Source organism: Haloferax sulfurifontis ATCC BAA-897 (genome assembly GCF_000337835.1).
In the GTDB taxonomy this organism is placed as follows: Archaea; Halobacteriota; Halobacteria; order Halobacteriales; family Haloferacaceae; genus Haloferax; species Haloferax denitrificans.
Genome location: NZ_AOLM01000018.1, coordinates 216,581 through 237,370, shown reverse-complemented (window position 1 = coordinate 237,370; position 20,790 = coordinate 216,581). Strand labels below are relative to the sequence as shown.

Genomic DNA, 20,790 nt, shown 5'->3' with positions numbered 1-20,790 from the left:
GTAATAGTGGTATATCGTACGCGGACGACTGTCAAACCACGGGCGGCGACCCGCCGCTCTCACCACCCACCCATGAGTCAATGCAACCACTGCGATGCGTTCGTGTCGAACAACTTCGTCCGCGTCTTCGGCGACGAGGACGGCAACGTCTACGCGTGTCCCAGTTGCTCGGCGAACGCGGGTATCTCACAGGTCAGCACCGAGCGGCGAGCGTCGTCTCTCTGAGGTCGCCGTTCGGTCGTCGACCCCGACGGATTCGGACGCGCGGAATCGCACGCACGGCGTCACGCCGTCACTCCCCCCACAGCGCCCCCCTGCCGTCCCTCACCGTCCCACGCGCTTCCGGCCCGTCCCACTTTGCCCCCAACTCGGCCCGACGCGCCCCGATTCGGTCCCGGTCTATCGCCCCCCGACCGCGGACCGCCACCTCGGCCATGAGCCGCACCCCGTCGATTTCAGCGGCTGACGCCCGCTCGTGGAATCGCGCGGTACGACCGCGTTTCCCCCCGGAACGACCCCTTCTCGCCGCGGTAGACTGACCGACGGACTTACCCGTCCGCGATTGGAACTATCGCGTATCTGTGGGGCCCCGCCTCGCCACCTCACTTCTCGCCAACCACCTCACTTTTGGAACGCATTCCACTTACGATACGCTTATGGGGCGCGCGTTCGAAGCCGAGGGTATGTCAGAATCGGCAGTCGCCGCGGCGGTCGGGTACGACGAGTTGGCCACGCTCAAGCTCGTCGCGCTCGACGGCGGGCGCTCCGGCCCGGTCAAGCTCTCCTGTTCCGGCGTCGCGAATCGGCTCGACGTGTCGAACCAGACGGCCTCGCGCCGCCTCCAACGCCTCGAAGAGGCCGACTTCGTCGACCGCGAGGTCGTCGCCGACGGCCAGTGGATAACCATCACCGACGCGGGTGAGTCCGCGCTCAGACAGGAGTACGCCGACTACCGGCGCATCTTCGAGACGCCTTCCGTGGTCGTCCTCGACGGCGAGGTCACCGGGGGGATGGGCGAGGGCCGCCACTACATCTCGCTTTCGGGGTACATGAAGCAGTTCAAAGACCGACTCGGCTACGAGCCGTTCCCCGGCACGCTGAACGTCCGCCTCGGCGACGACGCGGTCCGCGCCCGCGCCGGGATGACCGCCCTCGACGCGGTCCCGATAGACGGCTGGGAAGACGACGAGCGCACCTTCGGCCCGGCGACGTGCTACGCCGCCTCCGTCGCGGTCGGCGGCGACTCCTACGAGCCGGTCCACATCATCGTCCCCGAGCGGACCCACCACGACGAGTCGCAACTGGAGATAATCGCGCCCGACAAGCTCCGCGACGAACTCGACCTCGACGACGGCGACGCGGTCACGGTCCGCGTCGAGGAGGCGGCGTACGAATGAGCCGAACCGCCGAGTCGACCGGCGACTTCGACGCCGTCTCGCGCGTCCTCGACGCCTTCCGCGCCGGCGAGCCGGTGCTCGTCCACGACTTCGACGACCGCGAGGGCGAGACGGACCTCGTCTACCCCGCGGGGGCGGTCGGCCCCGCCGACGTGGCCCGGATGCGCAACGACGCCGGCGGCCTCGTCTGCGTCGCCCTCCCGAACGACGTGTCAGAGTCCCTCGGCCTCCCGTTCATCGACGACGTGCTCGACCACCCGGCGGCGTCCTCCCACGACCTCGCCTACGACTCGCGGTCGTCGTTTTCCTTCACGGTGAACCACCGCGAGTCGTTTACGGGCATCACCGACCGCGACCGCGCGATGACCATCTCGCGGCTCGCGCCCGTCGCCGAGGCCGCCCGTACCGGCGAGTACGACGCCGACGACTTCGGCGGCGAGTTCCGCGCGCCCGGCCACGTCCACCTGCTCCGCGGCGCGCCGAACCTGCTTTCGGACCGGCAGGGCCACACCGAACTCGGCCTCGCCTTGGCCGACGAGGCGGGCATCCCGCCCGCGGTCGTCGTCTGCGAGATGCTGGACGACGAGACCGGCGCGGCGCTCCCGAAGGACGCCGCCCGCGACTACGCCGACCGACACGGCTTCGCCTTCGTCGACGGCGACGGCCTCATCGACGAACTCGTCTGAGCGACCGAAGGGGTCGCCGGTCGCCCCCAACTTATCTTCTCACGCGCGCCCGTCGCGCCACGACCACGTCGGCTCCCACCCCAGCAGTCGCTCCGCCTTCTCGGTCGAGACGAGCGCCTCGTGGCCCGAAAGCGGCCCTTTGGTCTCCGCGCCGGGGTAGACCTCGCTGGCGAGCGTCGCCGACTTGACGGTCGTCGAGGTGTCGGCGGCCGCGGCCCAGAACACCTCGTGGCCCGTGAAGTCGGCTTCGAGTGCCCGCCGGACGAGTCGCGCCGCGTCCTCCCGACCCAGATACGCAAAGAGCGTGTTGCGCGCGGTGTGGAAGTGCCCGGCGTCCCGCAGTCCCGACAGCGAGCGGTCGGCCTCGGCGAACGTCTGTCTCGCCTCCTCCTCGCTCGGCATCCACGGGAACCGGAGGCTGGCGACCGCCTCCGGGGCGTCGTCGCGGCGGACCACCCCCGCGGCGGTCCGTTCGGCGACGTACTTCCCGAGGCCGTAGGGGTTCGAGGGCGTCGCGCGGTGGGTCTCGTCCACCGGGAGGAAGTCGATTCGGGCCGGGTCGGGCTCGAAGCTCCCGCCGATGGCGCTCATGCTGGAGGCGACGACCACGCGGTCGATGCCGAGCGCGGCGGCGACTTCGAGGACGACGTAGGTCGATTGGACGTTGCTCTCGAAGACGCGGTGGCCGGGGTCGTTCGTCGGCGTCGAGATGGCTCCGAGGTGGACGATGGCGTCGGCGTCGACGTCGCTGAGCGCCGCGGTGAGGTCGCCCGGGTCGAGCGCGCTCACGCGGTAGTCGTGGTCCGCGAGCGACGACTCGCTGTGCCGCGAGAGGTTCGTGACGGTGTAGCCGCTCGCGCGGAGGTGGGCGACGACGGTCGGCCCGAGATTCCCGGTCCCGCCCGTGACGGCGACGGATTCGAGGCTCATACCCCGTCATGGCGGCCCGCGGACAAAACCGCGGGGGCCGCGGTAGTCGGGTCGTCATGATTTTAGAGGGGGGCCGCCGAAGGCCACTACATGGGATTTGACGAGATGGATGTCTCGACGATCTGGATGAGTGGAGAATATACGGACTGGGAGGACGCGACGGTGCACGTCCTCACCCACGGTCTCCACTACGGAACGGGCGTCTTTGAGGGGGTCCGCGCTTACGACACCGACCGCGGCCCGGCCATCTTCCGCTGGGAGGAACACCTCGAACGGCTCTACAACTCCACGAAGCCCTACGACATGGAGATTCCGTACACGCGCGAGGAACTCACCGAGGCGACGCTGGAGGTCATCCGCCGCAACGACCTCGACGGCGGCTACATCCGCCCCATCGCCTTCTACGGCTACGACTCGCTCGGCGTCAGCCCCAAGGACAACCCGACCGAGGTCGCCATCGCGGCGTGGCCGTGGGGGACCTACCTCGGCGAGGACGCGCTCGAAAACGGCGTCGACGTGATGGTCTCGTCGTGGCGCAAGCACGCCTCCAGCCAGATTCCGACGAACGCGAAGACGACCGGGCTGTACGTGAACTCCATGCTCGCGGGAGAGGAAGCCCGCCGCAACGGTTACGTCGAGGCTATCGTCCTGAACAAGGAGGGCAACGTCGCCGAGGGCCCCGGCGAGAACATCTTCATGGTCCGCGACGGGAAGCTCTACACGCCCGGCCTCTCCCAGAGCATCCTCGACGGCATCACCCGCGACACCGTCATCACGCTCGCCCGCGAGCGCGGCTACGAGGTCGACGACAGCGCGACCATCAGCCGCGGCGAACTCAACACGGCCGACGAGCTGTTCTTCACGGGGAGCGCCGCCGAAGTGACCCCCATCCGCAAGGTCGACAACGTCGTCATCGGCGAGGGAACCCGCGGCCCTGTCACGGAGGAACTCCAGACCGCCTTCTTCGACCTCGTGGAGCGCCGCACCGACGACCACGAAGAGTGGTTCACCTACGTCGACGAGCAGTAACCGGAGACGGCCGCGAAAACGAGCTTTCTTTCTGTCGTCGCCCCGCCGCGAGCGATGGCGACGGCCGCGGGCGACGACCCGGTGGGAGCGCCTTCCTTACTCGTCGGCGACGACCCGCCTGTCGCCGGACTCCTCGGTCACTTCGATGTCGAACTCGTCGACGCCTTCCTGTTCGGCGAACCCGGCCGAGAGGACGCGCGTGAGGGCTTCTTCGACCTTCTCACCGGTCTCTTCGATGTCTTCGGGGTCGACCTCCATCACGAACCCGGTGGTGATGTTCGGCGCGGTCGGCATGAAGATAATCTCCCTCCCGTCTTTCGTCGTCTTCCCCGTCTTGAACGCGGTCATGCGGATGCCCGGCCACGTCTCCAGACGGACCGGCTTCTGGAGGTCTTCGGTGCCGGTGAGCGCGGTTTCGACCGCGAGCTTAGAAGCGTTGTAGACGATTCGGACGAGCGGGACCTTGTTCATCGCCGCGTCGATGCCCGATTCGAGCACGCGGCCGACGGTGGTCCGCATGAGATAGCCCACCGAGAGGACGAGAAGGAGAAAGATGATGATCGCAATGAAGAACCCGAGCACCTGCGATTCGGTGGTCGGCTCCTGCCCCGGCTCTAACAGGACCGTCGAAACGAACGGCAGCTGTGTGATGCCATTGTAAAATATCGAAAATATGTATATGATGACAATGAGCGGGACGAGGACCACGAGGCCGCTGGCGAAATCGCGTCTCCACGAGGACATTGATATCGGGTATGTGAACCCGCGGACATAAGGGGATTTCTAGTGGGAGACGAGAGGCACGCGCCGCGTTCCGGCGCTCGCTCAGACACCGACGACGGCGCGGAGCGCGAACAGCGCGTTTTCCTTGCGCTCGCGGACGCGCCGGTAGAAGTAGGAGAACCACTTGTCACCGTAGGGCGCGTACTGCCACACCTCGACGCCGTCGGCGGCGAGTTCGCGCTGGGCGACCTCGCGCACGCCCATGAGCATCTGCACCTCGTAGTCGCGGTCGTACTCCGCGCCGAGGTCCCGGGCGTAGGCTATCATCTCGGGGTCGTGGCTCCCGACGGCGATGCCGCCGTCGTACTCCCGGAACAGGTACGCCAGAAGCTCCTTGTACGCCTCGTTGACCGCCGATTTCTGCTTGTGGGCGACCGCGGCGGGCTCGTCGTACGCGCCCTTGACGAGGCGAAGCTTTCCCGGCACGTCGGCGAGGCGTTCGAGGTCGTCGGGCGTGCGCTTGAGGTTCGCCTGCACGCACAGCCCCATTCCGCCGTCGAACTCGCGGGCGAGTTCCTCGAAGGCGTCGAGGGTCACGTCGGTCGTCTCGTGGTCCTCCATGTCGCACCACAGGAAGACGCCGTGTTCGTCCGCCGCCTCGGCGATGCGCCGGTAGTTCTCCTCGAACACGCGGTCGCCCGCGTCGAGGCCGATTTGGGAGGGCTTGACCGACACGCAGGCGTCGATGCCGGTCGAGGCGATGTCCTCGACGAGTTCGACGTACGCCGCCGCGTCCTCGTCGGCGGGCGCGCGCTCGTCGTAGTGCTCTCCGAGGAGGTTGAGGATGACCGCCACGCCGTCGTCGTTCATCCGTCGGGCGTGGTCGAGCGCTCCCGCCGCGGACTCTCCGGCGACGAACCTGCTCGCGATGGGCGGAATCATAACGAACGATTGCGACCGTCAGCTATTGAGGGTTATCATCGATTCGGACGCGAAATCGAACGACTCCGGCGCGTCGAGCGGCGACGAACCGTCGGAACTTACATTCCTCGCCGCGGACGGGTCGGTATGGTCGTCTCTCTCGTCGCCACCGCCTTCTGGGCGATGTTGCCCGCGTACGTGCCGAACAACGCCGCCGTCCTCGCGGGCGGCGGTCGCCCTATCGACGGCGGGCGCACGTGGGGCGGGCGGCGCGTCCTCGGGGACGGAAAGACGTGGCGCGGTACCGCCGCCGGGACGCTGGCCGGGACGTTCCTCGCCGTCGTCCTCAACGCCGTCGGGCCCGCGGTCTCGGACCCGCTCGGCGTCGCGCTTCCGACGTTCCCGCTCGCCGCCGGGTTCGGTCTCGCGCTCGGCGCGATGCTCGGCGACATCGGCGCGTCGTTCCTCAAGCGCCGGTCGGGCCGGGAGCGCGGGGCCGCCTTCCCCGGTCTCGACCAACTCGACTTCGTCGTGGGCGCGCTCGCCCTCGCGTTCGTCGCCGCGCCCGGGTGGTTCTCGGCGACGTTCACCCTCCCCGTGCTCGCGGTCGTGCTCGTGATGACGCCCGTGCTTCACGTCGTCACCAACGTCGGCGCGTACCTGCTGGGACTGAAAAACGAGCCGTGGTGACCCACTTTTTTCTGCGTCGGGGTCGCCTCCGGCGACCCACTCCTTGAAAAACCTGGAGGAAAAAAGGCGGCGGGACTCGGCCTTCGGCCTCGCTCGCGGTACAGTAACAGAACGATTGCTGAACCGGTTCAACCGGACCTCGCCACGTCAGTTCTCCACGAAATGTCGAATATCGTCGGCAACGTCTCTCCTGTTCCTCAGGAACTCCTGCAAACCAGCTAAGCACCCGGTCTTCCTGTTTCTGTGTCTCCTCAATAACTACATCATCAGATACTGAAGCACGAAAGATCGCGTTGTGCATCGTGGTGCGTCCGTCGTCCTCGTCCGCGGATTGAAACTCGATACAGCGGACGAACTCAACCATCTCTAAGACGACTGAGGTATCGAGAAGTGACTCGGTTTCCTGTCGAGCCACAGCCAGCCAGTCTTTGCCGTGTTCCGCAGGTGGTCCGGGTCGGAGAACGAATTCATATCTTCTCTCACAGGTAGGATGATATATCTCTCGGGTACGGCCGACTATTTGTGCCGCTCACCCCGAACCAACCCGCTTAAGCGCCTCCCTGAACCCTCTCGAAACAAGATGGCGAACACAGCACTCATCGAGGCGCTCCGAGCCGCCGACGCGGTCCAGTTCGGCGAGTTCGAGCTCTCTCACGGCGGCACGTCGAGCTACTACGTGGACAAGTACCTCTTCGAGACCGACCCCCGGTGTCTGAAGCTCATCGCCGAGGCGTTCGCGGAGCGCGTCGCGGACGACGACAAACTGGCCGGCGTCGCGCTCGGCGCGGTCCCGCTCGTGGCCGCGACCGCGGTCGAGACGAACAAGCCGTACGTCATCGCCCGGAAGAAGGCTAAAGAGTACGGCACGGCCAAGCGAATCGAAGGCGCACTGGAGGAGGGCGAGGAGGTCGTCGTCCTCGAAGACATCGCGACGACGGGCCAGAGCGCCGTCGACGCCGTAGAGGCACTCCGCGAGGCGGGTGCGGTCGTCAACCGCGTCATCGTCGTCGTGGACCGACAGGAGGGCGCGGCGGAACTGCTGGCCGACCACGACATCGAACTGGAGTCGCTTCTCACCGCCGAGGACCTGCTGGCTGACGCCGACAGCTAATACACGCTTGTGACTAATTCACTCGGAATCGGTAATCGAAGTATTCATTTTTGTGCAAGTACGAAGGCGGAGGCATGAACAGAGCAGAGAAGGCCGCACTCCAGTTACAGGCTGTCTCCGTGCTCCGGATGCTCAAAGAGACCCGGACGTACGACGAGCTGGCCGAACTCACGGGACTGCCGGCCGGCGACCTCAACCGCTACGTCAACGGGCACGTCCTGCCCGGGGTCGAACGCGCCCGCGAGGTCGTCGAGGGCGTCGGCCGCGACGCGCTCGCCGACGAACTCGAAGCCCGCGTCCGATTCGACGACGAGGGCTACGTCGACAACTCCGGCGTCGTCTTCGACCAGTCGTTCCTCGACCTCGTCGCGCCCGTCGCGGCGAACACGCTGAACCTCGAACGCCCCGACGTGATTCTGACCGCGGCGACGGACGGCATCACTCTCGGCGCGGCGATGGCGAGCTACTTCGGCGCGCGCCTCGCGTACGCGAAGAAGTCGAAAGAGACCGCCGTCGAGGACTTCATCGAGTCGCGCCAGCGCCTCGCGTCCGGCATCGAACTCACCTACTACCTCCCCGCCAGCGCCATCGACGACGGCGAGCGCGTCCTCGTCGTGGACGACCTCATCCGCTCGGGCGAGACCCAGGAACTCCTCTTGGACATCGCCTTGCAGGCCGACGCCGACATCGCCGGCGTCTTCGCGCTCATCGCCGTCGGCGACGAGGGGACGAACCGCGCCCGCGAACTCACCGACGCGCCGGTCGGCGCGCTGAGCAGTTTCGACTGACGACCCGCGACCGCGCCGGTACACTGTTCTGAACTACTTAGTTCAATTACACGTGGTGTGAAAATGGGCACTTCTGTGCCGTTCGTTCACGTCGAACGAGTCGTTTAACCCACGTTTGTGGGTTAATTTCTCCGTCAGGATGGTAATGCTTATGTGTGGAATCATGGGTATGCTTAGTCGTGCATCATGGGGCTCTCTGAAACCCTCGCAAACTACTTCGACGTGCATAAACACGGGTCCACGGTCAGGACCGAGATTCTCGCGGGCTTGACGACGTTCCTCACGATGTCGTACATCGTGGTCGTCAACCCGTCGCTTCTCACAGACCAACCGTACATCGAGGGCGTCGACGGCATCGCCATCGCCGGCTACACGCCGGGTGAGGTCCAGTCGATGCTCGCCGTCGTCACTATCCTCGCGGCCGCAATCGCGACCACGGTCATGGCGTTCTACGCCAACCGACCCTTCGCGCAAGCGCCGGGGCTCGGCCTGAACGCCTTCTTCGCGTTCACCGTCGTCGGCGCGTTGGGCGTCCCGTGGCAGACGGCGCTCGCGGCCGTCTTCGTCGAGGGAATCATCTTCATCGCGCTCACCGCCGTCGGCGCGCGGGAAGCCATCATCAAGGTGTTCCCCGAACCGGTTAAGATGGCCGTCGGGACCGGTATCGGACTGTTCTTGGCGATTATCGGGTTGCAGGCGATGGGCATCGTCGTCGACGACACCGCGACGCTCGTCACGATGGGTAACCTCGCGTCGAACCCCGTCGCCATCGTCTCCATCGTCGGTCTGTTCTTCACGTTCGCCCTCTACGCGGCGAACGTCCCCGGCTCTATCATCATCGGCATCATCGGCACGTCGGTTCTCGGCTGGGGTCTCACCGTCTCGGGCCTCGTCTCGGCTGAGGCCGGTCTCGTCGCCGGTTCCTCGGCGGCCACCTACGACATCACGCCGCTGGCCGGGGCGTTCGTCTCCGGCTTCGGGAACGTCGAGGCGTTCAGCTTCGCCCTCATCGTCATCACGTTCTTCTTCGTCGACTTCTTCGACACCGCCGGCACGCTCGTCGGCGTCGGTCAGGCCGGGGGCTTCCTCGACGAGGACGGCGACCTCCCCGACATCGACAAGCCGCTCATGGCCGACGCGGTCGGCACCACCGCGGGCGCGATGCTCGGCACCTCGACGGTCACGACGTACATCGAGTCCGCCACCGGCGTCGAGGAGGGCGGTCGCACGGGCCTCACCGCGCTCGTCGTCGCGCTCCTCTTTCTCGCGTCGCTCGCAATCGTCCCGCTCGCGACGGCCATCCCGCAGTACGCCTCGCACATCGCGCTCGTCGTCATCGGCGTCGTCATGCTCCGCAACGTCGTCGACATCGAGTGGGACGACCTGACCTTCACCATCCCCGCCGGCATGACCATCCTCGTCATGCCGTTCACGTACTCCATCGCCTACGGCATCGCGGCGGGCATCGTCTCGTACCCGCTCGTGAAGGTCGCCGCCGGCGAGTACGACGAGGTCAGCGCCGGCCAGTGGGCGCTCGCCGTCGCGTTCGTCCTCTACTTCGTCGTCCGCACCTCGGGGATGTTGCAAGCGCAGGTCTGACTCCGGCTTCGACGACGCTCTCTCCGCGCTGATTTTCTCACGACCCGATGGGATTCATAAAGTATTGGGCAACCACGGTTCTAAGTCACTCCGTATGAACATTCCTACCGAGCGGCTCGCCCTCCGCGGAGCCGTTCTCCTCCTCATTATCGGCCTTCTCACGCCGTCTGCGGTCTCCGCGTTGACGTACGACCCCTCCCAGCAGACGAGCCTCGAACCCGGGACCGTCACCAGCTCCGCCAACGGCTCGACGCTGGTGAGCGTCCAAGGCTACACCTTCCAGGGCAACACGAACCCGAAGAAACCCGCTCGGGTCGTCTCGGTCGGCGAACGCGGGAGCCTCCAGTGGACGTACGACGACTCGGTCAACGGGAACGCGTGGTTCTTCGACGTCGACCCGCTTCCGAACGGGAACCTGCTGGTCTCGTCGCCCCGCGGGACCGACACCGTCGTCTTCGAACTCGACCCGGACACCCGCGAACGCGTCTGGGAACAGCGGTTCGACATGGAAGACACCCACGACGTCGACGCCTTCGGCGAGGACGAACTCCTCATCGCCAACATGCGCGAGTGGAACGACTCCGCCGGCGTCAGCGAGGACCGAATCGTCGTGTACAACCGGACCACCGACGAAATCACGTGGGAGTGGTACTTCAAGAACCACTTCCCCGCCGACACCGACGGCGGCTACAACGCCGACTGGAGCCACGTCAACGACGTGGACTACATCGGCGACGGCCGGCTCCTGTTGTCGCCGCGGAACTTCGACCAGGCAATCGTCGTCGACATGGAGTCGAAAGAGATCGTCGAACGGCTCGGGACCGACGACGACCACGGCGTGCTCAACGAACAGCACAACCCCGACTGGCTGGTCAGCGAGAACGGCACGCCGACCGTGCTCGTCGCCGACAGCGGGAACAACCGCGTCGTCGAGTACGCGAAGGAAGACGGCGAGTGGGTCCGAACGTGGTCCGTCGGGTCGAACACGCTCAGTTGGCCGCGCGACGCCGACCGACTCCCCAACGGGAACACGCTCGTCGTCGACACGCTCAACCACCGCGTAATCGAAATCACGCCGACCGGCGAGGTCGTCTGGGAGTACTACGCGACGTGGGGGCCGTACGACGCCGAGCGCGTCGCTCACGGCGACGAGTCCTCCGGGCCGACGATCCGGGACCTCAACGCCAGCGGGTCGTACCCAATCACCGGGAGCGCGAACCTCACCGCGGGCGGAAACGAGAGCGTCGGCTTCGCCGCGCGGGTCGAATCGACGTTCGCCGGGACGCCGCTCGAAGAGCCGATGAGCGGGCTTTCGACGCGACTGTCGCACGTCCTGCCGTGGCTCCGCCCGGTGTGGATGACGCCGTGGGACCTCTTTTCGGCGGCGTGCGCCGTCGGCGTCGGTCTCACCGCGACCGGCGGCGAACTCTATCTGATGCGCCGGCGGCTCCTCGACGCGCTCCGCGGGCTGTTCGAGTCGTAACCCGCTAACTCGCCCGCGACCCCCGGCGCTCCCGTCGGGGTCGTGTGGCGCGATTGCATAAGACCATGGCACTCATTAGCCGCGGCTCCATACCTCGGCGTGATGTCCGAGCTCATCCTCTACGAACTGCAAGGCTGTCCGTACTGCGCGAAAGTGAAAGACAAACTCGCCGAACTCGACCTCGAATACGAGTCGCAGATGGTCCCCAGCGCCCACGCCGAACGCACGGAGGTCGAAGAGGTAAGCGGCCAGACCGGCGTCCCCGTCCTCGTCGACGAGGAACACGGCATCGAGGGGATGGCCGAGAGCGACGATATCGTCGACTACCTCGAAGAGACCTACGGCTCGGCGGCGTAATCGCGCTCGTCACTGACTTTTCGACCGGCGGTACAGATAGCCGCGCACCCCGCGACGATTAGCTCTCGGCGGGGTCGCGGGTCCGCTCGCGAATCAGGTCGCGAATCTCGTCGGGGTCGTCGATGGCGGCGAGTTCCTCACAGCTGACGATGCCGGTGCCGTCGACCGACTCGCGCTTCTGCTGTTCCTCGACGAAGTACACCGAGCGCGTCCGCGTGATTTCGCCGAGCGACGACATGATTTGGGCGCGCTTTTCGGCGCTCCGGGTAAACGGCGAGTGTCCGGTGAGGACGTTCGTCTCCTTCTTACGTCCGGCGTCCTCGCTGACGGCCTTGAACGGCGCGCGGGCGGTCGGGTGGACGGTGAAGCCGGCGCGCGTCAGCACCGACAGGACGTGTTCGTCGTCGGGGTCCACGTCCGGGTCGTCCGGCGTCGGCTCGGCGTCGCGCACGTCCTCCGCGCCCGTGAGCACGTCGACCGGGTTCGAGAAGGGGCGGTCGAACAGCTCTTCGAGGTGAATCGCCACCTCGATGCTCGCGTTCATGCCGTTTTCGTACTTCGAGACGGTGCGCCGCGAGACGCCGAGCTCGGTCGCGAGCTGTCCGAGGCTCCATCCGCGTTCCTGCCGCTCTTCGGCGAGCACGTCGCCGTCGAGACTCACGTACAGCCCGCCGGGGGCGGCGTAGATGAGCGGGGGAACCTCCTCGACGAACAGGTCCATGGCGGTGTCGGGGTTCAACACCGGCACGCCGTGGCGGAAGTAGACGACGCCGGGTTTGAGGTCCTCGTCTCGGGTCCGAAGCCCGACGACCAACGGCGTGGCGTTGAGGTACGAGCCGAGGCGCCGCATCTCGGAGCCGGTGACGCCGTCGAACGCGTCGATGTTCCCCAGAATCTTGAGGAGCAACAGGTCCTCGCCCCTGCGAGCGGCGAGGTCGAAGCTCTTCGGCCGGATGGCGATGCGGTCGCTCACGACGAAGCCCGCGTCTTGGAGCATCGCGGCGACATTACCAACCAGCGCTGACCGGGACATAGGGGGCAATAAGCGATTCGGCCCATAAAGCGTTTTCCCCGATACCGCCGCCCTCGCCGTGATATATCCGTTCTCGATGCCGCATTTATATAGTCGCGACCGACCCGAAAGGCGTTACTGCGCCCTCCGGCAATCTCCGCCGATGACCGTCATCGGCCTCGACGACACCGACTCCCGCACCCTCGGGATGTGTACGACCTATCTGGCGACGCTCGTCGCCGAGGCCGTCGAGGCGCGCGGCGGGACCGTCGAGCGTCGGCTCCTCGTCCGCCTGAACCCCGCGGTCGAGCACAAGACCCGCGGGAACGCCGCGCTGGCGATTCACACCGACCTCCCCGCGGGCGCGGCGTTCGACGTCGCCCGCGAGGAACTCGACCGCTGGGCCGTCCTCGACGACGACCGAACCAGCCCGGGCGTCGTCGTCGCGCCGGGGTCTGCCGACACGGTTTCGACCGCCGTCGCCGAGTTCGCCCGCGACGCCGTCCGCGACTTCCACGACCTCGACGCCGCGGCCGACCTCGCCGAGCGCTCCGGGTTCCTGACCGAGGGCTGGCACGGCGGTCGCGGCCGCATCGGCGCGCTCGCGGCCGTCGGCGCGTGGGCCGCCTTCGACGAGTGGACCTACGAACACATCTCCTATCGAGAGTTCCACCGCTGTGGGACGCCCCGCGAGGTCGACTTCGACTCCGTCTTCGACGCCGCGGACGCGGCGTACCCCGAGGCGTGGGACACGGTGGACCGCGAGGAGGGCGAGGCCGTCTGCGTGCCGAACGCGCCGGGACCGATTCTCCACGGCATCCGCGGCGACGACGCCGACACCGTTCGCGAGGTCGCCGCCGCCATCGACTCGGAACCCGTCGACCGCTCGGCGACGTTTCTCACGAATCAGGGGACCGACGCGCACCTCCGCGACGGCGTCGTCTCGGACCTCCGCGACGGCCGCGCCTACCGCGTCGCCGGCACCGTCGCCACCGAACCGGAGACGCGCCCCGGCGGCCACGTCTTTTTCGACCTCGAAGCCGACGGCTCTGCGGTCTCCGTCGCCGCCTTCGAACCGACGAAGCGGTTCCGAGACCGAGTGCGTGCGCTCCGCGTCGGCGACGCCCTCACCGCCTGCGGCGAGGTCGGCGACGGGACGCTCAAACTGGAGAAGTTCGCGGTCCGCGACCTCGTGCGGACGGAGCCCGCGACGCCCGTCTGTCCCGACTGCGGGCGGACGATGAAAAGCGCCGGGAGAAATCAGGGGTATCGGTGCCGCGACTGCGGGACCGACGCGCCCGGGAAAGTCGAGCGAGCGGTCGACCGCGACCTCGAACTCGGCTGGTACGAGGTGCCGCCGTGCGCCCGCCGGCACATCGCCAAGCCGCTGGTCCGCGGGGGCTTCGACGCGGCGACGCACCCCGAACGCTGAGGCCGCGGCTCGGGCCTTCGGCGCTCAGTCTTGGACCACGAGGATGTTCGTGTTCTCGCGGCGGTCCACGAACGACCCCTCGGCGGGCGGTTTCACGTCCACGACGAGCGTTCCGTCTTCGCGGTTCGCGCCGAGTTCGGCGTCGACGCGAACGGTCGCGGACCCGCCGTCACCGCTTTTCGCCGTCGCCACGCCGTCGATTTCGGCGGTCCCCGATTTCACGATGACCGTCGCGCCCTCCACGGGGTTGCCCTCGTGGTCGACGACGGTGAAATCCAGCGCCTGTTCGCCCGGGCCGACCACGTCCGGCGTCGGCTTCACGTCGAGTTCCGAGGTGGCGAGTCCCTGCACGCCCGAGAGCATGTTGAGCATGACGCTCATGCTGGCGACGCCGACCACGAGGGCGATGACGAGGCGGACGGGGAGACCTTCGATAGCGCGCGTGTCTGACCGGAACATATCGAGCATGGACCGTCTGGCCGCGGGTTCGTATATAAACCCTCGTCCGGGGGTTCAAGTCGCATCGCGCGGCCAGTCCGCGCCATGCACACTATCGGCCGCAAGTCGGACGAGGACGGCCCAGTCTGTCGGTTCGGATGCTACCGTGCCCGCGACGGGAGCGACGGTGCGGCCGTCGGCCTCGACGTGAACCGCCCGCACGCGGCCGTCGTCGTCGGCAAGCGCGGGAGCGGGAAGTCCCACACGCTCGGCGTCGTGGCCGAGGGGCTGGCGCGGGCTGGCGGCGTCGCGCCGGTCGTACTCGACCCGATGGGCGTCTTCGGCGGTCTCGCCGAGTCGCCGATAGACGCGACGGTTCACGACTCGCCGAGCGTCCGCGCCGACGCACTCCCGCCGAGCGCGTGGCCGGACCTGCTCGGACTCGACCCGACGGCCCCCGCGGGGTCGCTCGTCTGGCGTCTCGCGGCCGCGGAAGAATCGCTCTCGGCGATGCGCGGAGCGGTCGCCGACGCCGACGCCGCGCCCGAGGCGCGCAGAGCCGCGGCGAATCACCTCGCGCTCGCCGACTCGTGGGACGTGTTCTCCCCCGACGGCCTCGACCCGCGGTCGCTCTGCGGCCCTGCGCCCGACGTGCTCGACCTCTCGGGACTGGACGCGACTCCCGCGAACGCCGTCGCCCGCGTCGTCGCCCGCGGCCTCTACGACGCCCGCGTCGCGGGCTCGGTCTCCCGCATCCCGTGGTTGCTTCTCGACGAGGCCCACGCGTTCGCCGGCGGACTCGCCGAGCCGGCGCTTCGAACGATTCTCACGCGCGGGCGAGCCCCCGGCGTCGGCGTCGTCCTCGCGACCCAGCGCCCCTCGGCGCTCCCCGAGGTCGCCGTCTCGCAGGCCGACCTTCGGGTCGTCCACCGGCTCACCGCCGGCCCCGACGTGTCGGCGATGGCCGCCGCCGACCCGACGTACTTCGACGAGTCGCTCCGCGCTCGGCTCCCGCGGGAACGCGGCTGTGCGCTCGTCGTCGACGACACCACGGAGACCGTCCACGACGTTCGAGTCCGTCCCCGCGAGACGCCCGACTGCGGCGCGACGCCGAGGGCGGTCCCCGAGCGCGACCGTTCCGAAACCGTGGAGTAGTCTGGCCGGAGAAGAGCCGTATGGACCGCTCGGAACTGGCGCTTGTCGCCCTCGGTGGCTTCGCCGGCGCGACACTGCGCTACGCCGTCTCCGTCGCGATTCCCGGCGCGGCCGGCACGCTCGCGGTGAACGTCCTCGGGAGCTTTCTCCTCGGGACGTTCATCACGTCGGTCTCCTCCCGCCGGGCGCAGTTGTTCTTCGGGACCGGCCTGCTCTCGTCGCTCACGACGTACAGCACGTTCGCCGTCCAGACCGCGTCGCTGTCGCCGATGGGCGGCGCGCTCAACGTCGGCGCGAACTACGCGCTCGGCTTCGCCGCCGCCGCGGTCGGCCTCGCGGTCGGAGGGCGGCGATGACTCCCTCACTTCTCTCGGCCGTCCTCGTCGGCGTCGGCGGGATGGCCGGCGCTGTCTCCCGGCACACCGTCGACCAGCGAATCGTCGGCAAGTGGAGCACCGTCACCGTCAACGTCCTCGGGAGCGTCGCGCTGGGTTTTCTCGCCACCGCGCCCGTCGGCGACGCGGCCGCGACGCTCGCCGGAACCGGCTTCTGCGGGGCCTTCACGACCTTTTCGTCGTTCGCGGTCGGCGTCGCGGAACTCGCCGAGACGGGCGACTACGACACGGCCGCCCGGTACGCCTTCGGGACGCTCGTGGCGGCGTTGGTCGGCGTGGCTGTCGGCGGGGCGCTCGGCGGGCTGGTTGGCTGAGTGGGTGACTCGGCGCTCAGTGAGTAATTCGTCGAAACGTACGCCCGAGGCGGGAGTTCACCGAACAGCGTGAGGTGAACTCAGGAACTCCCGTGAGTGAACGACGTGAACGAACGGGTGTGACGGGATTTGAACCTCAGTCGCTCCGCACGCTGACGCTCGCTTCACTCCTTGGTTCAAATCCCTCTGTCTGGCGGTTACAGCACGTAGGGGTCGCGACGCGACAAGACGCGTCGCTTGGCTTGTAACGTTCGGAAAAGCGCCCGAGGCGGGATTTGAACCCGCGTCACGACCGTGACAGGGTCGTATGATGGGCCACTACACCACCCGGGCTTACTGAAGTGAGTTTGCGGTACGGAGAGCGCCCGAGGCGGGATTTGAACCCGCGTCACGACCGTGACAGGGTCGTATGATGGGCCACTACACCACCCGGGCTCTCCGTCTGCACTCATTCGTAGCCGAGGTTTATAGATAAGACTTACCATCTGGGTTGCCCTTGGCCCGCGGTACCGCGATTCCTGCCCCGAAGACATTTATACTGCGATACCCCATGCCAAGGTGTGACGATTCGCGCATCTCCGGTGCGTGACTGCCGATAGCGTCGCCTTTCTTCGACGCAGTTGGCAAGTGTTAAATGGGTGCGTCCCAAAATCAGCCGTAGTATCCCGTGACAGCTTCTTCCAGCACCCAGCAGCACCATACATGGTAGACGTAAGCCAACACAAACTGGTTCCGGAACACACGAAACTCGACGACGAGGCCGTCGAGGACGTGTTACAGGAGTACAACGTCGAGAAGACGAACCTCCCGAAGATCAAGCTGAAGGACCCGGCGCTTCCCGAGGACGCAGAGCCCGGCGACGTCATCAAGATCGTTCGGAACTCTCGAACGACAGACAAAGCAGTCGTATACCGACTGGTGATTGAATGAACCGACAAGCGCGACGCGAGGTCTCTCGCAAGTACTTCTCCGAAGAACGGCTCGCTGAACACCACTTCCGCTCGTTTAACGCGTTCCTCGAACGCGGCATGATGGACGTCGTCGAAGAGAAGGCGACCATCGAGACCGACATCGGCGACAAGGAGGGCGAGGAACCCGTCTACGTCGAACTCGGTGGCGTCCGCGTGGAGACGCCCCGCGTCCGCGAGGCCGACGGCTCCGAGGAACTGCTCTTCCCGCAGGAAGCGCGCCTGCGCAACATCACCTACTCCGCCCCCGTGTTCATGGAGATGTCCATCGTCCGCGGCGGCGAGGAAGAAGAGGAAGTCGTCGTCGACACCGCCGAGACGAAGGTCGGCCGGATGCCCATCATGGTCGGCTCCTCGAAGTGCAACATCGCGGAGCTCTCCGACGAGGACCTCGTCGAAATCGGCGAGGACCCCGTCGACCCCGGCGGCTACTTCATCGTCAACGGCTCCGAGCGCGTGCTCATGACCTCGGAGGACCTGGCGCCGAACAAGATTCTCGCCGAGTACGACACGAAGTACGGCGACGAGATTCAGGTCGCGAAGACGTTCAGCCAGCGCCGCGGCTACCGCGCGCTCGTGCTCTGTGAGCGCAACCGCGAGGGGCTCCTCGAAGTGTCGTTCCCGTCGGTCTCCGGGAGCGTCAACTTCGTGACGCTCGTCCGCGCGCTCGGCCTCGAATCCGACGAGGAGATCGTCCACCGCGTCTCCGACGACCCGGAGATTGTGAAGTTCATGCTCGAAAACCTCGAAGAGGCCGAGGTGCAGACCCAAGAGCAGGCCATCGAGGCGCTCGGCAAGCGCGTCGCCGGCGGACAGGGCAAGAACTACCAGCTCAAGCGCGCCAACTACGTCATCGACCGCTACCTGCTCCCGCACCTCCACGAGGAGGGCGCGGAAGAAGAGGAAGTGCGCATGAACAAGGCGTACTACCTCTGTCGCATGGCCGAGGCGTGTTTCGAACTCGCACTCCAGCGCCGCGACTCCGACGACAAGGACCACTACGCCAACAAGCGCCTGAAGGTCTCCGGCGACCTCATGAAGGACCTCTTCCGGACGGCGCTCAACAAGCTGGCGCGCGACGTGAAGTACCAGCTCGAACGCGCCAACATGCGGAACCGGAACCTGACGGTCAACACCGTCGTCCGGTCCGACGTGCTCACAGAGCGGCTCGAACACCCCATCGCGACGGGCAACTGGGTCGGCGGCCGCTCCGGCGTCTCCCAGCTCGTCGACCGCACCGACTACATGGGTGTGCTGTCGCACCTGCGTCGCCTCCGGAGTCCGCTGTCGCGGTCCCAGCCGCACTTCGAGGCGCGCGACCTGCACGCGACCCAGTGGGGTCGCATCTGTCCCTCCGAGACTCCTGAGGGACCGAACTGCGGTCTGGTGAAGAACTTCGCGCAGGCGATGGAGCTCTCCCAGAACGTCGAAGACGAACAGTCGCTGAAACGAGAACTCGCGTCGATGGGTGTCGAGGGTATCCCCGGCATCGACAGCGTCGACGCCACACCCGCGGACGACTAACATGGCTCAGGCACAGCGAGAAGCGAAAGTATACGTCAACGGTAGTCTCGTCGGGACCCACCCGGACCCCAACCAACTCGCGGCACAGATTCGAGAGGCGCGCCGCCGCGGCGACGTGAGCCAGATGGTGAACGTCTCCGTCAAAGAGCGCACCCGCGAAGTCATCATCAACGCGGACGCGGGCCGCGCCCGCCGTCCGCTCATCGTCGTCGAAGACGGCGAGCCGCTCCTCGACGACGACCACGTCGAGGCGCTCGACAACGACGAACTCGACTTCGACGACCTCGTCGAGCGCGGGCTCGTCGAGTTCATCGACGCCGAGGAGGAAGAAGACATCTACGTCGCGGTCGACGAGGACGAACTCAACGAGGACCACACGCACCTCGAAATCGACCCACAGCTCATCTTCGGCATCGGCGCCGGGATGATTCCGTACCCGGAACACAACGCCTCGCCCCGCATTACGATGGGTGCAGGGATGATGAAGCAGTCCCTCGGGCTCCCCGCGGCGAACTACCGCATCCGCCCGGACACCCGCCAGCACCTCATGCACTACCCACAGCTCTCGATGGTCAAGACGCAGACCACGGAGCAGATCGGGTTCGACGAGCGACCGGCGGCCCAGAACTTCGTCGTGGCCGTCATGTCCTACGAGGGCTTCAACATCGAGGACGCGCTCGTCATGAACAAGGGCTCCGTCGAACGCGCCCTCGCACGCTCGCACTTCTTCCGCACCTACGAGGGCGAAGAGCGCCGCTACCCCGGCGGTCAGGAAGACCGCTTCGAGATTCCGTCGCAGGACGTGCGCGGCGCGCGCGGTGAAGACGCCTACTCGCACCTCGACGAGGACGGCCTCGTCAACCCCGAGACGGTCGTCGACGAGAACTCCGTCCTGCTCGGCAAGACCTCGCCGCCGCGGTTCCTCGAGGAACCCGACGACATGGCCGGTCTCTCGCCGCAGAAGCGCCGCGAGACCTCCGTCACGATGCGCTCGGGGGAATCCGGCGTCGTGGACACGGTCACGCTCATGGAGGGCGAAGACGGCTCGAAGCTCGCCAAGGTGTCCGTCCGCGACCAGCGCGTTCCGGAACTCGGCGACAAGTTCGCGTCCCGTCACGGACAGAAGGGCGTCGTGGGCCACCTGGCTCCCCAGGAGGACATGCCCTTCACCGCCGACGGCGTCGTTCCCGACCTCGTGCTCAACCCGCACGCCCTGCCGTCGCGCATGACGGTCGGCCACGTGCTGGAGATGCTCGGCGGGAAGGTCGGCGCGCTCGAAGGCCGACGCGTCGACGGCACCGCCTTCCAGGGCGAAAACGAAGAGGAACTCCGCTCGGCGCTCGAAGAGCGCGGGTTCATGTCCTCCGGCAAGGAGGTCATGTACTCCGGCGTCACCGGCGAGAAGATCGAGGCCGAAATCTTCGTCGGCATCATCTTCTACCACAAGCTGTACCACATGGTGAGCAACAAACTGCACGCCCGCTCGCGCGGTCCCGTGCAGGTGCTCACCCGCCAGCCGACGGAGGGTCGCGCCCGCGAGGGTGGCCTCCGTCTCGGGGAGATGGAGCGCGACACCGTCATCGGACACGGTGCCGCGATGGTGCTCCAGGAGCGCCTGCTCGACTCCTCCGACAAGGAGAAGGTCTACATCTCCGCCGACACCGGCATGGTCGCCGTCGAGGACCGCGACCAGCGCCGCATCTACGACCCGGTCACCGGCGACGAGGACAACATCCACGAAATCGAGATCAGCTACGCGTTCAAACTGCTTCTCGACGAGATGGTCGCGCTCGGCGTCCGCCCGCGAATCGAACTGAAGGACGCGGTCTAACCACTCA

General features: G+C 66.9%; 22 protein-coding genes and 2 tRNA genes. 17 read left to right on the top strand and 7 right to left on the bottom strand.

The features are described from left to right. Nucleotides 1–72 precede the first annotated feature (72 nt). From C441_RS20520 to ribB, 3 genes are all read left to right on the top strand, one after another. On the top strand, nt 73–225 hold the full coding sequence (locus C441_RS20520) for a DUF7563 family protein (protein WP_198526076.1): 153 nt from the start codon (nt 73–75) through the stop codon (nt 223–225). Between the two features lie 431 nt (nt 226–656). After that, complete coding sequence (locus tag C441_RS10130; protein WP_007274997.1) at nt 657–1,397, top strand: DUF120 domain-containing protein; 741 nt, start codon at nt 657–659, stop codon at nt 1,395–1,397. Next, entirely contained in the window at nt 1,394–2,083 is a 690-nt protein-coding gene (ribB, locus tag C441_RS10125) for a 3,4-dihydroxy-2-butanone-4-phosphate synthase (RefSeq protein WP_007274996.1), read from the top strand. The genes C441_RS10130 and ribB overlap by 4 nt, the downstream gene beginning before the upstream one ends. Nucleotides 2,084–2,122: 39 nt before the next feature. Here ribB and C441_RS10120 read toward each other — a convergent pair whose 3' ends face one another. Continuing rightward, nucleotides 2,123–3,013, bottom strand: coding sequence for an NAD-dependent epimerase/dehydratase family protein (locus C441_RS10120; RefSeq protein WP_007274995.1), 891 nt, complete (start codon nt 3,011–3,013; stop codon nt 2,123–2,125). A 90-nt stretch (nt 3,014–3,103) separates the two neighbouring features. On the opposite strand from C441_RS10120, the gene C441_RS10115 reads away from it, so the two are divergent. After that, the gene (locus C441_RS10115) at nt 3,104–4,042 is read left to right on the top strand and encodes a branched-chain amino acid transaminase (RefSeq protein ID WP_004969041.1); all 939 of its coding nucleotides are present in this window, start codon (nt 3,104–3,106) and stop codon (nt 4,040–4,042) included. 96 nt (nt 4,043–4,138) lie between these two features. On the opposite strand, the gene C441_RS10110 is transcribed toward C441_RS10115, so the two are convergent. Together C441_RS10110 and C441_RS10105 are read right to left on the bottom strand one after the other, a co-directional pair. Beyond that, nucleotides 4,139–4,786 (bottom strand): DUF502 domain-containing protein, encoded by a 648-nt coding sequence (locus C441_RS10110; RefSeq protein WP_007274994.1) that lies wholly within the window; start codon nt 4,784–4,786, stop codon nt 4,139–4,141. An 81-nt stretch (nt 4,787–4,867) separates the two neighbouring features. Then, a complete protein-coding gene (locus C441_RS10105) occupies nt 4,868–5,707 on the bottom strand; it encodes a proline dehydrogenase family protein (RefSeq protein ID WP_007274993.1) in 840 nt (279 codons plus the stop codon). Nucleotides 5,708–5,833: 126 nt separating this feature from the next. On the opposite strand from C441_RS10105, the gene C441_RS10100 reads away from it, so the two are divergent. The 6 genes from C441_RS10100 to C441_RS10075 all read left to right on the top strand — a co-directional run bounded on the left by C441_RS10100 (nt 5,834) and on the right by C441_RS10075 (nt 11,714). Further along, nucleotides 5,834–6,376, top strand: a complete 543-nt coding sequence (locus C441_RS10100; RefSeq protein ID WP_007274992.1) for a CDP-2,3-bis-(O-geranylgeranyl)-sn-glycerol synthase — start codon at nt 5,834–5,836, stop codon at nt 6,374–6,376. A 580-nt stretch (nt 6,377–6,956) separates the two neighbouring features. Further along, entirely contained in the window at nt 6,957–7,487 is a 531-nt protein-coding gene (gene pyrE, locus C441_RS10095; RefSeq protein WP_007274991.1) for an orotate phosphoribosyltransferase, read from the top strand. Between the two features lie 74 nt (nt 7,488–7,561). Beyond that, nucleotides 7,562–8,275 carry a phosphoribosyltransferase family protein gene (locus C441_RS10090; protein ID WP_004969046.1) on the top strand — a complete coding sequence of 238 codons (714 nt, stop codon included), beginning with the start codon at nt 7,562–7,564 and terminating at the stop codon, nt 8,273–8,275. A gap of 186 nt (nt 8,276–8,461) precedes the next feature. Further along, nucleotides 8,462–9,874 (top strand): NCS2 family permease, encoded by a 1,413-nt coding sequence (locus C441_RS10085; protein WP_007274990.1) that lies wholly within the window; start codon nt 8,462–8,464, stop codon nt 9,872–9,874. Between the two features lie 94 nt (nt 9,875–9,968). Then, nucleotides 9,969–11,357 carry an aryl-sulfate sulfotransferase gene (locus tag C441_RS10080; protein ID WP_007274989.1) on the top strand — a complete coding sequence of 463 codons (1,389 nt, stop codon included), beginning with the start codon at nt 9,969–9,971 and terminating at the stop codon, nt 11,355–11,357. Between the two features lie 102 nt (nt 11,358–11,459). Then, entirely contained in the window at nt 11,460–11,714 is a 255-nt protein-coding gene (locus tag C441_RS10075) for a glutathione S-transferase N-terminal domain-containing protein (protein ID WP_007274988.1), read from the top strand. Nucleotides 11,715–11,772: 58 nt separating this feature from the next. Here C441_RS10075 and C441_RS10070 read toward each other — a convergent pair whose 3' ends face one another. Next, nucleotides 11,773–12,747, bottom strand: coding sequence for a transcriptional regulator (locus tag C441_RS10070; protein ID WP_007274987.1), 975 nt, complete (start codon nt 12,745–12,747; stop codon nt 11,773–11,775). A gap of 142 nt (nt 12,748–12,889) precedes the next feature. Between C441_RS10070 and C441_RS10065 the strand changes: the two genes are divergently transcribed. Next, on the top strand, nt 12,890–14,158 hold the full coding sequence (locus C441_RS10065; protein ID WP_007274986.1) for a tRNA(Ile)(2)-agmatinylcytidine synthase: 1,269 nt from the start codon (nt 12,890–12,892) through the stop codon (nt 14,156–14,158). A 24-nt stretch (nt 14,159–14,182) separates the two neighbouring features. On the opposite strand, the gene C441_RS10060 is transcribed toward C441_RS10065, so the two are convergent. Further along, on the bottom strand, nt 14,183–14,626 hold the full coding sequence (locus C441_RS10060; RefSeq protein ID WP_007274985.1) for a DUF7382 domain-containing protein: 444 nt from the start codon (nt 14,624–14,626) through the stop codon (nt 14,183–14,185). A 75-nt stretch (nt 14,627–14,701) separates the two neighbouring features. Here C441_RS10060 and C441_RS10055 point away from each other — a divergent pair, with 75 nt between their 5' ends. The 3 genes from C441_RS10055 to C441_RS10045 are packed head-to-tail and all read left to right on the top strand — an operon-like array spanning nt 14,702 to nt 16,460. Next, nucleotides 14,702–15,751 (top strand): ATP-binding protein, encoded by a 1,050-nt coding sequence (locus C441_RS10055; RefSeq protein ID WP_007274984.1) that lies wholly within the window; start codon nt 14,702–14,704, stop codon nt 15,749–15,751. A gap of 20 nt (nt 15,752–15,771) precedes the next feature. Continuing rightward, nucleotides 15,772–16,107 carry a CrcB family protein gene (locus C441_RS10050; RefSeq protein WP_007274983.1) on the top strand — a complete coding sequence of 112 codons (336 nt, stop codon included), beginning with the start codon at nt 15,772–15,774 and terminating at the stop codon, nt 16,105–16,107. Beyond that, a complete protein-coding gene (locus tag C441_RS10045; protein WP_007274982.1) occupies nt 16,104–16,460 on the top strand; it encodes a fluoride efflux transporter FluC in 357 nt (118 codons plus the stop codon). Before C441_RS10050 ends, C441_RS10045 begins: the two co-directional genes overlap by 4 nt. Before the next feature lie 260 nt (nt 16,461–16,720). On the opposite strand, the gene C441_RS10040 is transcribed toward C441_RS10045, so the two are convergent. After that, nucleotides 16,721–16,793, bottom strand: a tRNA-Asp gene (locus C441_RS10040). Between the two features lie 29 nt (nt 16,794–16,822). Further along, nucleotides 16,823–16,895, bottom strand: a tRNA-Asp gene (locus C441_RS10035). A 267-nt stretch (nt 16,896–17,162) separates the two neighbouring features. Here C441_RS10035 and C441_RS10030 point away from each other — a divergent pair. From C441_RS10030 to rpoB, 3 genes are read left to right on the top strand one after another with little or no spacing between them, the layout of a single operon-like run. After that, nucleotides 17,163–17,390, top strand: a complete 228-nt coding sequence (locus C441_RS10030) for a DNA-directed RNA polymerase subunit H (protein WP_004044577.1) — start codon at nt 17,163–17,165, stop codon at nt 17,388–17,390. After that, entirely contained in the window at nt 17,387–18,952 is a 1,566-nt protein-coding gene (locus tag C441_RS10025; RefSeq protein WP_004969057.1) for a DNA-directed RNA polymerase subunit B'', read from the top strand. The genes C441_RS10030 and C441_RS10025 overlap by 4 nt, the downstream gene beginning before the upstream one ends. A 1-nt stretch (nt 18,953) precedes the next feature. After that, nucleotides 18,954–20,783, top strand: a complete 1,830-nt coding sequence (gene rpoB, locus C441_RS10020) for a DNA-directed RNA polymerase subunit B (RefSeq protein ID WP_004044575.1) — start codon at nt 18,954–18,956, stop codon at nt 20,781–20,783. Nucleotides 20,784–20,790 lie beyond the last annotated feature (7 nt).

What these genes read in the sequence shown, in the direction of transcription:
- C441_RS10080 (WP_007274989.1), top strand. Translation starts at nt 9,969, where the DNA reads ATGAACATTCCTACCGAGCGGCTCGCCCTCCGCGGAGCCGTTCTCCTC.
- C441_RS10130 (WP_007274997.1), top strand. Translation starts at nt 657, where the DNA reads ATGGGGCGCGCGTTCGAAGCCGAGGGTATGTCAGAATCGGCAGTCGCC.
- C441_RS10105 (WP_007274993.1), bottom strand. Translation starts at nt 5,707, where the DNA reads ATGATTCCGCCCATCGCGAGCAGGTTCGTCGCCGGAGAGTCCGCGGCG.
- C441_RS10115 (WP_004969041.1), top strand. Translation starts at nt 3,104, where the DNA reads ATGGGATTTGACGAGATGGATGTCTCGACGATCTGGATGAGTGGAGAA.
- C441_RS10030 (WP_004044577.1), top strand. Translation starts at nt 17,163, where the DNA reads ATGGTAGACGTAAGCCAACACAAACTGGTTCCGGAACACACGAAACTC.
- C441_RS10045 (WP_007274982.1), top strand. Translation starts at nt 16,104, where the DNA reads ATGACTCCCTCACTTCTCTCGGCCGTCCTCGTCGGCGTCGGCGGGATG.
- C441_RS10090 (WP_004969046.1), top strand. Translation starts at nt 7,562, where the DNA reads ATGAACAGAGCAGAGAAGGCCGCACTCCAGTTACAGGCTGTCTCCGTG.
- C441_RS10025 (WP_004969057.1), top strand. Translation starts at nt 17,387, where the DNA reads ATGAACCGACAAGCGCGACGCGAGGTCTCTCGCAAGTACTTCTCCGAA.
- C441_RS10055 (WP_007274984.1), top strand. Translation starts at nt 14,702, where the DNA reads ATGCACACTATCGGCCGCAAGTCGGACGAGGACGGCCCAGTCTGTCGG.
- rpoB (WP_004044575.1), top strand. Translation starts at nt 18,954, where the DNA reads ATGGCTCAGGCACAGCGAGAAGCGAAAGTATACGTCAACGGTAGTCTC.
- C441_RS20520 (WP_198526076.1), top strand. Translation starts at nt 73, where the DNA reads ATGAGTCAATGCAACCACTGCGATGCGTTCGTGTCGAACAACTTCGTC.
- pyrE (WP_007274991.1), top strand. Translation starts at nt 6,957, where the DNA reads ATGGCGAACACAGCACTCATCGAGGCGCTCCGAGCCGCCGACGCGGTC.
- C441_RS10085 (WP_007274990.1), top strand. Translation starts at nt 8,462, where the DNA reads ATGGGGCTCTCTGAAACCCTCGCAAACTACTTCGACGTGCATAAACAC.
- C441_RS10075 (WP_007274988.1), top strand. Translation starts at nt 11,460, where the DNA reads ATGTCCGAGCTCATCCTCTACGAACTGCAAGGCTGTCCGTACTGCGCG.
- ribB (WP_007274996.1), top strand. Translation starts at nt 1,394, where the DNA reads ATGAGCCGAACCGCCGAGTCGACCGGCGACTTCGACGCCGTCTCGCGC.
- C441_RS10070 (WP_007274987.1), bottom strand. Translation starts at nt 12,747, where the DNA reads ATGTCCCGGTCAGCGCTGGTTGGTAATGTCGCCGCGATGCTCCAAGAC.
- C441_RS10110 (WP_007274994.1), bottom strand. Translation starts at nt 4,786, where the DNA reads ATGTCCTCGTGGAGACGCGATTTCGCCAGCGGCCTCGTGGTCCTCGTC.
- C441_RS10100 (WP_007274992.1), top strand. Translation starts at nt 5,834, where the DNA reads ATGGTCGTCTCTCTCGTCGCCACCGCCTTCTGGGCGATGTTGCCCGCG.
- C441_RS10060 (WP_007274985.1), bottom strand. Translation starts at nt 14,626, where the DNA reads ATGCTCGATATGTTCCGGTCAGACACGCGCGCTATCGAAGGTCTCCCC.
- C441_RS10050 (WP_007274983.1), top strand. Translation starts at nt 15,772, where the DNA reads ATGGACCGCTCGGAACTGGCGCTTGTCGCCCTCGGTGGCTTCGCCGGC.
- C441_RS10120 (WP_007274995.1), bottom strand. Translation starts at nt 3,013, where the DNA reads ATGAGCCTCGAATCCGTCGCCGTCACGGGCGGGACCGGGAATCTCGGG.
- C441_RS10065 (WP_007274986.1), top strand. Translation starts at nt 12,890, where the DNA reads ATGACCGTCATCGGCCTCGACGACACCGACTCCCGCACCCTCGGGATG.